The following is an 11343-nucleotide window of genomic DNA, read 5'->3' as shown; positions in this document are numbered from 1 at the left end:
GTTATTTGTTGTTATTCATTAAGAGCATTCCATAAAATATAGCCATAACGATATAAAATTGTCTAGGACGTTCAAGTTTGAGCTAACCCAACCCACTCTCTATTAGCAAGGAAACAATCATCATGACATCGAATGCGAGGCTGCTAATTGTAGAAGATGAAGAAATTGTGGCTTTTGATATTGAAACCACTTTGCAGGCATTAGGGTATGAAGTTGTGGGGATAGTGACGACGGGAGAAGAGGCGATCGCCACAGCGACTCAAACTAAACCTGACTTAGTTCTCATGGATATTCGACTCCCCGGAAAACTGGATGGAGTTGAAGCCGCCAAGGAGATTAGTCAACGTCTGAATATTCCCGTCGTCTATCTGACTGCCCATGCTGATCAGCCTACCTTAAAGCGAGCTAAAATAACCGCCCCCTTTGGTTATCTGCTCAAACCCTTCCAAGAAGACGAACTGCAAACCACGATTGAAATTGCTATCTCGCGCCATCAGTCCGAAGAACGGCTGCGGTTAGCCTTAGCCAAAGAAAAAGAATTAAACCAACTGAAAAGTCAGTTTATCGCCATCACCTCCCATGAATTCCGCACCCCCCTCACCACAATTAGTTCCTCAAATGATCTGCTGGAACGGTATTGTCGAGATAGTATGGATGCTAAAAAAGAAAAGCATTTGCGGCAAATTAAACTATCTGTAAACCAGATGATTCAGTTATTGGATGACGTTTTACTGATTGGTAGAGCCGAGTCTGGAAAAGTTGAACTGCAACCCATTCCCATCAATTTAGTTGAATTTTGTCATAACTTAGTCGAAGAAATCCAGACCAATGCTGGGGAACAATACCAAATTATCTTTAACCACCAAGGTGAAGTCAGCGAGGCTTGTCTAGACGTTAACCTATTGCGCCCCATCCTCTCTAATTTACTAGCGAATGCGGTCAAATACTCCCCCCAAGGCGGCGTCGTCACGTTTAATTTATTCAGTAGCGATACCCGTGTCACGTTCCAGATTCAAGACAGTGGAATTGGCATTCCTCCAGAGGCACAAAAGAACCTGTTTGAATCCTTCCATCGTGCCAGCAATGTCGGCACAATTAAAGGAACAGGATTAGGACTTTCCATCGTCAAGCGCTGCGTGGATATTCATGGCGGTGAAATTAGCGTAGACAGTGAAGTTAATGTCGGCACAACCTTTACTGTTACCTTGCCGTTGAAATAGTTTTGATGGTTGATGGTGTTGAGCTATACCTTTGATGAAGGTGTCTGTGTAGGGGCGGGTTTCACTATTATCGTTTTTCACTTCACCCAGATGTAACTAAACCCGCCCAGACCGCACAACCTTTACCGTGACATCACCGTTGAAATAGTTTTGATGGTTGATGGTGTTGAGCCATACCTTTGATGAAGGTGTCTGTGTAGGGGCGGGTTTCACTATTATCGTTTTTCACTTCACCCAGATGTAACTAAACCCGCCCAGACCGCACAACCTTTACCGTGACATCACCGTTGATACGCCAGCCCTCACCCCCAGCCCCTCTCCCAAGCGTGGGAGAGGGGAGCAAGAAGGGAGCAAGAGGGGAGCAATAGGGGAGCAGTATTCCAGTTGCCCCTACCATTCAATTGATATCGATAGAATTGATGGGGCAGTTTCCGATAATTAATCCTAGGCGATTCAGGGTTATGTAGGGAAAATTAATGGGTTGATTTTAGGCAATGGTTCATGTCGATTTTCCTGGGTTTTTCTGATACCTAATGCAGGGCGACCCGATAAAATTTATAGGTCGATTGTGTTCATTTTTGCAGCGGGTCGCCCCTACCGTTCAATTGATATCGATAGAATTAATGGGGTATGTCAAATGTGACGGTAATTAGTCGGAAATGGTTTTACACATAAGACAAATGACGAATGACGAATGACCAATCATTTCACACAATTAAGCATTCGCACCGTCGCCGCCGCCGCATAATTCCGTTGGGCTTGGCTATTGGGAGAAAAAGCACTTCCCCTTTCATTCAACGGAGACGCCACTCGACAATAAGCCGACATTTGGGTAATCAGCGCATCTGCCCAATGACCCTGAATATCGCTAAACTGTAAAGCAGACTGATTGGCTGTCAGCGTGGGTTGCTGACCTTGAAGGGTTAACGCAAACTCCGCCGCCCGTCGTTCCATTGCCATCAGTTCAGCACGAGTCACAGGTTGGGTGGGTCGAAACTTTCCATCCGCATAACCACTGATAATATTATTATCCCGCGCCCATTGAATTTTTGCCGCACTCCATCGGGAGGGATTAACATCAGGATAAGGGGCAAAGGTAACTTGATTAGGAAGTTCTAAATCAGCGTTGGGAAGTTGATTCAGTGCCTCAAAAATAATCGAAACCAATTGTTCACGAGTTAAAGCCGCTTGGGGTCTGAATGTGTTATCTTCTCTGAATCCAGCAATAAATCCCATTGCTACGGCTTGCTGAATTTCATTGGCATAAATGTCATTGGCAACATCAGGAAATGTCACCGTTGGATTGCCAGTGCCTGAACCTGTGCCTGGGTTAGAACCTGTACCGGAACCTGTACCTGGGTTAGAACCTGTACCGGAACCGCCACCTGTACCAATACTGCTTAAGGGTTGACTATTTGCCAGATAAATATGACCCAATGGTTTACCTTGATAGGAACGTCGGGCAAAGTCCCAACCGGGTTCTAAAACGATCTTGACAAACCCATTCGCTAATCCTTGGGTTCTACCCACTATAACCTCTGGGGCGCTGCGATCGCGGCTATTGGTTCCCACCAATACTAACTCACCATTGCGTTCAACGATTCTGAGTAAATAATCTAAGCCCAAATCTTCACCCGCCATGCGGATTGAATAGCCATTACTATCGGTGCTACGTCCGCAAATCCCACTAAAGTCAAAGTTTAATAATAGGGGATCAACGATAACCGGATTACTGCCACTTTCACTCCAACACTGCCGCGCATTGTTTTTTTGTTCAATAATCAGCAGTTGATGGGAACTCTCGCCAAAAGGTGCAGCAACCGCAATAAATTTATTTTGCTCAACCGGAATTTGCTCAAATGTCGCCGCCACGGATTTATTGGCGATTAGGCTAGATAGGGCGATTGTGGCTAGGGTGGCTACTTGTGTAAAAAATGCACGCTTTCTCATCTTGTCCGCTTCAATCCTTGTAGGTTTATAGTCCTTCAAAACTTTCCTCTGCACAAAGTCTGTGATGACTTAGACATATAAAAGTTTCCCAGATTCCTCGGTACTTAGCGTTTATTTAATATCTCGTAACAATCAACCGGATCAGGTGTACCCCTGTGAAACAAGAGAAACTATCACAAGCTGAACCCCTGTTCCTGGAACCCTTACCCATGATCGGGGAAAACGTTTCACACTTACAGGTCACAGGATATGTTATTCAACTTTATCGGATGGAGTGGCGCATTGGGAATCATCACCCTGCTGATATTTGGCATCCTGCAATGGTTGCATATCAGCGCCGGACATTTTCTGGATTGGGTGATTGGAGTTGCCAGTTTTTGGTGGCTGTTGGTGGTTGTGACAGTTCCCTGGAATGTCCACTTTGAAGCCAAGTCGGTTTTGGCAGATGCGGCGCAATCGGCGGAAAAGGGGATACAGATTGACACCAAACAGGTGAATTATGCTCAAGTGGTAGCAACGCGATCGCTCTGGGTGGCGATAGCCTTACATATTCTATCTGCGATTGGGCTTTACACGCTAGCGGCTATGGGGATTAGTGCGGTAGGGTATGTTAGTTCGGGTGCAGCATTGTTGTTAACCGCCTTACGCCCAGCGATTCGACTCTATGAGTATTTAGCCGCCCGTTTAGCGATGATTCGCCGGGAGTTTAAGTATCCCCGTGAGGATGTGTACCAATTGCGCGATCGCGTCTCAAACTTAGAACAGGATATCAGACAGATTCAACCCCAACTCGATCCCCAAAATCAGCAGTCTTGGGTAGCGATACAGAATCGTAACTGGGAAGAAACGCGCAAAGATGTCGCCCGACTCCGCGCTTCTTTTGATCAACTCGAAGCCCAGAATGAGGCTGAACACAGGCGTTTAGCCCGGGAAGCCCAACAAGCGATCGCGCAATTAACCACAGATAGTCAATTCCTGGATCACGTTCGCGAAATTATCCGCTTTTTCAAGACAGCGTAATTTGTCATTCGTCTTATGTCCTTTGTCATTTGTAATTTAGCTCAAATCGAAACGACAAGAGGGCGGGTTTTGTTGATAAGTTATTGGTAAACCCGTCAATTAAACGGCTAAACCCGCCCCTACAATTAACCGTCTCTAATCATCCAAATTAGAAATCCCAGAATCTGATCAACTGGGGGTAACGGATAATCAGTTAGCGCGATCGTTACCATTTCTCCAGCTTCCCCTGAATCGAAACGACAAGAGGGCGGGTTTTGTTGATAGGTTATTGGTACACCCGTCAATTAAACGGCTAAACCCGCCCCTACAATTAACCGTCTCTAACCATCCAAATTAGAAATCCGAGAATCTGATCAACTGGGGGTAACGGATAATCAGTTAGCGCGATCGTTACCGTTTGTCCAGCTTCCCCTGAATCGAAACAAAAAGAGGGCGGGTTTTGTTGATAAGTTATTGGTACGCCCGTCAATTAAACGGCTAAACCCGCCCCTACAATTAACCTTCCCTCACCATCCAAATTAGAAATCCGAGAATCTGATCAACTGGGGGTAACGGGTAATCGGTTAGCGCGATCGTTACCGTTTGTCCCTCCAGCTTCAGAAACCGCCACTGTGTACCACTGGTGACACAGCCATACACCGTTGTAATCGAACGTTCCGCCGCCGCATTAAACCGTTGCGCCGCTACCATTTCCGCCACACATTGACCTAATCCCGTGCGAATATCTGCCTTCTTCGCTTCCGTTAATATAACCACTGGGGCTTGAATAAAAAGTTGCTCAACTGAACGAGACAAAATAAAATCACACACCCCATTTAACCCAACAGTGCGATCGACATCAAACTCTTCTCCTGAAAACAAGCTAACTTGAGAAAATAAAAGGCGTTTGACTTCCCAGAGAATTGGGTAAATAATACCCTCAGATCGTGCCTTTTCACTCCCTGTGGCGGTTAAAGGTAGACTCGTTTCTAGGAATTCCGTTAATATGGGTGACGGTGTAACCGGAGTCACCTCCGGCAGAAATTGCGGAACCTCAACCAAGACGAGATTAAACTCTGCCACGGCTTTGGCAAGGGTAAACTGGCTGTAGGACATAGGTTATTCATTTGTCATAAGTAGTCGGACAAAAGAAAACGGCACTGTACTAAGTTTTGTAAACAAGCCTCAAACCCTTACAAATGACAAATGACAAATGACGATCTCCGTAAAAATTAATAATATCATGTCCGGTTGAATACCCATAATTATGGTGAGGGGGAGAATTCACAGACAGATCCCCGACTTCTCCAAGAAGTCGGGGATCTTGCTTAAGGCTGTACCTGATCAACGTGAAATCTGCTATAACTTGTCCCAGTCCGTTTTAACGGACTTTAGCTATAAGCCTTGAAATTGATTTCAAGGCGGTGTAACGAGGTGGGATTTAATGGAATTTATTTCTACTCTTCCTTCAAATCTAGAGGAATCTCAATCACAAATTCTGTCCCTTTCCCCAGTTGACTATTCATCTGTAACTGACCTTTATGCTTTTCGACAATAATCTGATAACTAATCGCCAAACCTAAACCTGTTCCTGAACCCACAGGCTTTGTCGTAAAAAAGGGATCAAAGATTTGGCGTTTGACCTGATCATTCATCCCTGAACCATTATCGGCAATTTTAATCACCACATTGGTATTGTCTTTAATTTCCGTACAAATCCAAATCGTTGGTATTGGCGGATTCGATTCAAACCCATTGTTGCCTGTTCTCCATTTCGCTTTCTCCTGATCAATGGCTTCAATGGCATTGGTGATAATAGACGTAAACACTTGGTTAAGCTGACCACCATAACAGCCAATTTTAGGCAGATCGCTATATTCTTTAATCACTCGAATAGCGGGTCGGTCTGACTGAGACTTAAGACAGTGCTGTAACAAAAACAGTGTATTATTAATTCCTTGATGAATATCCGTTAATTTAAAATCTGATTCATCTAAATGGGAAAAACTCCGCAACAACAGAATAATCTGACATATTCGTTCCGCCCCCACTTGCATTGAGTTGAGGATTTTGGGTAAATCTGACTGCAAAAAATCCAAGTCAATGGCTTCAGTTTCTGCAACAATTTCGGGGCTGGGATTGTTGTAGGTACGTTGATAAGAATGAAGTAAATGTAAGAGTTCTTCTAGATAAGTTTTTGTAATCGAGGCATTACTGTAGATAAAATTCAACGGATTATTAATCTCGTGGGCGATTCCGGCAACCATCCGACCCAAACTTGACATTTTTTCGGATTGAATGAGTTGAAGTTGGGTTTGTTGTAATTTTTTTAATGCCTGCTCAAGTTCTAAGGATCTTTGCCGTTCTTTATCTTGTGAATCCAATAGTTTTTTATTTTGGTTAATGAGTCGCTTTTGCAGATTTCTCAAGGCAAGATGGGTTTGGACGCGACACAATACTTCTTCCGGTTGTAGGGGTTTGGTAATATAATCAACTGCACCAATTTTAAAGCCTTGGACTTTATCGACGGTATCGGAGAGTGCGGTCATAAAAATTACGGGAATATCTTGAGTCGATGGATCAGATTTTAGGCATTTACAGGTTGTAAATCCATCCAATCCCGGCATCATTACATCTAATAAAATCAGATCTGGCTGGGCATATTGCACTTGTTCAATCGCACTTTCTCCATCTAAGGCGACTAAGACTTTGAAGTCAGATTGAGTTAAATACTCAAAGAGAAACCCTAAATTGGTGGGGTTATCATCGACAATCAGCAGTTTACTTTTCTCCGGAACTTGAAGGGTCATAAGGAATGATAAATGATGAAACAAGCAACCAACCAAGACATATAGTGATTAATAGGGTAATGGTTTGGCTAGAAAGATGGAATCAAGAATTCCTGGAATATCCCTGACGGCTGAATAATGGATTGCCTTAGAGGAGAAGGAATACAATGAACCATGAACCATGAACTATCAACCATCAACAAGATGATCTTGAATCAGTTCCCGCAGTTGTTTCAATCGAAACCCTCTCGCTAACTGACAAATTTGGCTGGTTAAGGGTTCAAATTGCGAATTTTGTTGGGCTAGAGATTCAGCGCGTTCGATAATGCCTTGGATATCCCCCATTTTAACTAAATCAGCTAATGCTGTAATTTCTGATGCGGGTAGGGAAATAATCGGCGTCTGCGTCAGAGTAGCCGCCTTCGTTGGGGAGAGAGATTGGGGTAGGGAATAAATCCATTCTAGGTTTAAATGGAGTGCGATCGCGTCGAGAAGTTGCTGGCTTTCCACAGGCTTGGCGAGAAAACCCCGACACCCGGCGGCGAGACTCTCCTGCTGAATCTGGGGGTAGACACTGGCAGAAAGCGCGATCGCGACGATATCTTTATCCTGAAGTTGGGGTAATGCTAGCATTCGGCGTGTGGTTTCCAATCCATCCATCTCTGGCATCACTAAGTCGATTAAAATTAGATCGGGATAACATTCGACAACCTTCTGCAAACAGTCTAGACCATCAACCGCCTCTATTATTTCAAACCCTAAAGGCTTTAGCATCGCCCGCAATAGAGTACGATTCACTCTATTATCATCCACAATCATTAATTTCCGTTTGTCCCCTTTGAAGCCTGTAATCCGTCGTTTGGTAGAAGGATTGGGTTCGTGCCATCCTGAGACTAAGGGTAAATTAATATCAAACCAGAATGTACTCCCCTTACCGGGAATACTCTTAACTTTAATTTCACTCCCCATCAGTTGAATTAATTTCTGGCTAATCGCCAATCCCAATCCCGTTCCTTCAGTCGCATGGCTATGATCACTGACTTGATGGAAGGGTAAAAAGATTTTGGTTAATTGACTCAAATCAATCCCCACACCTGTATCTTTAATTTGAAAACGAATTGTTTTACAGTGTTGACCCTTCGCCACCCTCGAGTAAACCGGGTTTGTCGGGGCGGGTTTAGGGACTTGATTTTGACTATTGCTGGTAACGTTTGTACAAAACCCGCCCTGGTTTGATTCAACGGCATAATTTGTAGACGCTGATTTTACATCGGTTCGGTTGACAACACTCACTGTAAATGTCACCTCACCCCGATCCGTAAACTTAATCGCATTACTGAGTAAATTACACAGAACCTGTCGCAGTCGTTTGTTATCTGCAATCACCCCATTAGGAAGGGGTGAAAGCACTTGATAGGTAAAGATAATATCTTTTTGTTGGGCACGTAACTGAAACAAATCAGCCAGACTATGGAGAAAGTTGGGCAAGTGAAACTCTGTGGGATAGAGTTCCATCTTTTGCGCTTCAATCTTAGCTAGGTCGAGAATGTCATTAATTAACGTGAGCAGATGTTCACCACATTGATAAATAATATTCAAATTATGGTGCTGTGGATTGGTTAACGTTGTGTCTTGTTTGAGCAGTTGAGCATACCCTAAAATACCATTCAGCGGCGTGCGGAGTTCATGACTCATATTGGTCAAGAATTCGCTTTTGGCACGGTTGGCAATTTCGCTGCGTTTGGCTTCTCGAACTGCCACTTCTTTCGCTTGCTGGAGGGCTTCTTCGGCTTGCTTGCGTTCGGTAATATCTAAATAGGCAACAACGACGCCTGAATCCCGTAACGGAATCGGTGAAGCTGTCGCACTAATCCAGGTAATTTTTCCATCTGGCTTAACGATTCCAGCTTCATGGTTTTTGATCACTTGGTTTTGAATTAACGCTTTGACATTAGCAAATTCGGATCGGGGCATTACTGTGCCATCGGGTCGGATCACGTTCAATTGTGGCGTCACATATTTAGCATTAATTCGGTCAGAAACCGATAAGCCTAAAATTTTCTCACTCGCCGCATTCGCTTCAATCAAATCCCCCTGTTTATCGGTGATTGAAATCCCAATGGGTAAGATTTGAAACAGGGTTTTATATTTTTGTTGGCTTTCCCGTAATGCCTTTTCCATGCGCTTGCGATCGCTAATATCAATGTAGGCAATAGCAACGCCATAATCAGCGAGAGGAATGGGGGCGGCGGTGACGCTAATCCAAGTGATTTTATCCTTGGCTTTGACGATTCCCATTTCCATATTTTCAATGACTCGGTTTTCGGTTAAAGCGCGAACACTGGCAAATTCAGAGGCTGGCATAGGAGTACCATCGAGTCGAATAATTTGCCAATTGGGAGCATCATAAGTGCGACTGGTGTGTTCTTGATAGGATAGTCCTAAAATTTCCTCACTGGCGGAATTGGCTTCAATAATATTTCCCCCTTTATCCGTAATGGAAATACCAATCGGAAAGATTTGAAACAGGGTTTTATATTTCTGCTGACTTTCTCGCAATACCTCTTCCATTTGTTTGCGATCATTGATATCCTCACAAACGACGGCTATATATCGGGGTGAACTCTCTTCATCTTTAATCATCGATACTGTGATCCGACCCCAAACACAAGCACCATCTTGGCGCAGATAGCGTTTATCGATGGTGTAGTTTGTGCGTTTTCCGCACACGATTGAATCAAATAAGTCGGTATCCAGAGACAAGTCTTCCGGGTGAGTCAACAGAGAAAAATGCATTCCGATGATTTCATCGGGGGAGTAGCCTAGAAACCGACAATTGGCTTCGTTTGCGGTCAGAATATACCCGTCGAGATCCAGTAGGGCAATTCCCACCGAGACATTCTCAAAAATAGACCGGAATTGTTCTTCACTCTCTCGTAACGTTTTTTCAGCCTGTTGGCGATCGCGAATTTCTCGTTTGAGTTCTTCATTGGCTTGCTGTAAGGCTTCGGTGCGTTCTTTCACCCGTTGTTCTAATTCAGCATTCAAGCTTAATATTTTGGCTTCGGCTAATTTTATCGTGGTAATATCGGTGGCGACACCTAAAATTTGTTGAGGTTTGCCATCGGGAGTTTTGGCAAACACTGTATCTCGGCTATAAAGCCAGCACCATTCCCCATTGGCACGACGCATTCGGTATTCGGTTTCGATAATTTCTCGATCGGAAGCTGTCGCCAAGCGTTCAATTCGTGACGATAATTTGTCTAAATCGTCCGGGTGCATCAGTTGAGGGAACAGACTTTCTCCCATGGCTTGTACTGTTTCCGGAGAATAGCCCAGAATTTCAGTAATGGTGCGATTACTATAGATATTACGCTGTTCGATGATGTCGTAAATATAAACAATAGCGGAAATGGATTGACTAATTTGTTCAATCACATTCTGGGATTGCCGCAATGCCTTTTCCGCTTGCTGATGTTCAGTTACATCTCGCAACACTAATAGATGATGATCTGGCAACATATTGGCGGTACCTTCTAACTCTACATCGCGTTGAGTGCCATCGGCACGCCAGAGACAAAAGTTGTGGGTGATTCGCCCTTGGGCGAGAAAGGAATGCCAGTGGTGAAGACTAATTGGAGTAGTTTCCAATATCGTGTGATGCAGGAGTTGATCCTTAGACAATTTAAATAATTCACCCGCCGCCCGATTGACTCGGAGTAATTTTCCCTGACTATCAGCAACAACCATAGCATCCAGGGAGTCATTGAAGATGGCTAGAAATGCACAAGCCTCAGAATCCCGCTTTTGTTCGTGAAACGGGCATGACGTCGGGTTGGCGGGTTGGCTTTGACTGGGGTTGCTAGCCTGCTGATAGATAACCATACTATTTTTTGCGATCGCGTGCGTGAGGTTTGCCCAAACCCGGTATTCCGCCATTGATGCGGCAGATCCTCGGTTGGGGCATACTCCTATCTACAGTGCGATCGTCATCGAATCCCTATTTTGACGCCCCAGTTTGACACGGTGACACCTGATCCGCCTGATTGCCTACCACAAAAATAAATTGAATAGCTTTTATTTAATACTCTTTTAATACTCTTACCCGATTCACCACAGTCCAGAAACTCTAAACTTTTGAAACAGATTTTTATCCTCAGAATTTCCTCAGATTTCGGTTTTAGTCTAGAGATAAAGCAGAGTTGTCGTAGATTGTATCACACTCTACAGTCTCGTCAAACCACGCCAATAACGGTATCGTACCGGAATTGAATTGAACTCTACTGCAAATAGGAAGGAAAAAGATGTTTAGTCATACTTGTCTTTGTTGTTCACACACCTTACTCAGGCACATTCGCTCTCACCAAGTCTACTGGTTCTGTCCC

Annotated in this window: 7 protein-coding genes; 2 read left to right on the top strand and 5 right to left on the bottom strand. The window is 44.2% G+C overall.

Annotated elements, in window-relative coordinates; all coding sequences use genetic code 11:
- Positions 1-122: 122 nt before the first annotated feature.
- Positions 123-1220 carry a hybrid sensor histidine kinase/response regulator gene (locus tag RIC07_RS10115; protein ID WP_446394405.1) on the top strand — a complete coding sequence of 366 codons (1098 nt, stop codon included), beginning with the start codon at positions 123-125 and terminating at the stop codon, positions 1218-1220.
- Positions 1221-1922: 702 nt separating this feature from the next.
- Here RIC07_RS10115 and RIC07_RS10110 read toward each other — a convergent pair.
- Entirely contained in the window at positions 1923-3170 is a 1248-nt protein-coding gene (locus RIC07_RS10110; protein WP_446394404.1) for a DUF3747 domain-containing protein, read from the bottom strand.
- 249 nt (positions 3171-3419) lie between these two features.
- Between RIC07_RS10110 and RIC07_RS10105 the strand changes: the two genes are divergently transcribed.
- Positions 3420-4190 carry a hypothetical protein gene (locus RIC07_RS10105; protein WP_446394403.1) on the top strand — a complete coding sequence of 257 codons (771 nt, stop codon included), beginning with the start codon at positions 3420-3422 and terminating at the stop codon, positions 4188-4190.
- Between the two features lie 125 nt (positions 4191-4315).
- On the opposite strand, the gene RIC07_RS10100 is transcribed toward RIC07_RS10105, so the two are convergent.
- The 4 genes from RIC07_RS10100 to RIC07_RS10085 all read right to left on the bottom strand — a co-directional run bounded on the left by RIC07_RS10100 (position 4316) and on the right by RIC07_RS10085 (position 10897).
- Entirely contained in the window at positions 4316-4474 is a 159-nt protein-coding gene (locus RIC07_RS10100) for a hypothetical protein (RefSeq protein ID WP_446394402.1), read from the bottom strand.
- Positions 4475-4685: 211 nt separating this feature from the next.
- Positions 4686-5285 carry a hypothetical protein gene (locus RIC07_RS10095; protein WP_446394401.1) on the bottom strand — a complete coding sequence of 200 codons (600 nt, stop codon included), beginning with the start codon at positions 5283-5285 and terminating at the stop codon, positions 4686-4688.
- Positions 5286-5626: 341 nt separating this feature from the next.
- Positions 5627-6979, bottom strand: a complete 1353-nt coding sequence (locus RIC07_RS10090) for a hybrid sensor histidine kinase/response regulator (RefSeq protein WP_446394400.1) — start codon at positions 6977-6979, stop codon at positions 5627-5629.
- Positions 6980-7147: 168 nt separating this feature from the next.
- The gene (locus tag RIC07_RS10085) at positions 7148-10897 is read right to left on the bottom strand and encodes a PAS domain S-box protein (RefSeq protein ID WP_446394399.1); all 3750 of its coding nucleotides are present in this window, start codon (positions 10895-10897) and stop codon (positions 7148-7150) included.
- Positions 10898-11343 lie beyond the last annotated feature (446 nt).

Origin of the sequence: Coleofasciculus sp. E1-EBD-02, from assembly GCF_040218245.1 — a bacterium.
Lineage (GTDB): Bacteria > Cyanobacteriota > Cyanobacteriia > Cyanobacteriales > Coleofasciculaceae > Coleofasciculus.
This window is presented reverse-complemented; position numbering and strand designations above follow the sequence as displayed.

Excerpts from the sequence above, each read along its gene's own strand:
- RIC07_RS10110 (WP_446394404.1), bottom strand. The coding sequence starts at position 3,170 with ATGAGAAAGCGTGCATTTTTTACACAAGTAGCCACCCTAGCCACAATC.
- RIC07_RS10095 (WP_446394401.1), bottom strand. The coding sequence starts at position 5,285 with ATGTCCTACAGCCAGTTTACCCTTGCCAAAGCCGTGGCAGAGTTTAAT.
- RIC07_RS10105 (WP_446394403.1), top strand. The coding sequence starts at position 3,420 with ATGTTATTCAACTTTATCGGATGGAGTGGCGCATTGGGAATCATCACC.
- RIC07_RS10085 (WP_446394399.1), bottom strand. The coding sequence starts at position 10,897 with ATGGCGGAATACCGGGTTTGGGCAAACCTCACGCACGCGATCGCAAAA.
- RIC07_RS10115 (WP_446394405.1), top strand. The coding sequence starts at position 123 with ATGACATCGAATGCGAGGCTGCTAATTGTAGAAGATGAAGAAATTGTG.
- RIC07_RS10090 (WP_446394400.1), bottom strand. The coding sequence starts at position 6,979 with ATGACCCTTCAAGTTCCGGAGAAAAGTAAACTGCTGATTGTCGATGAT.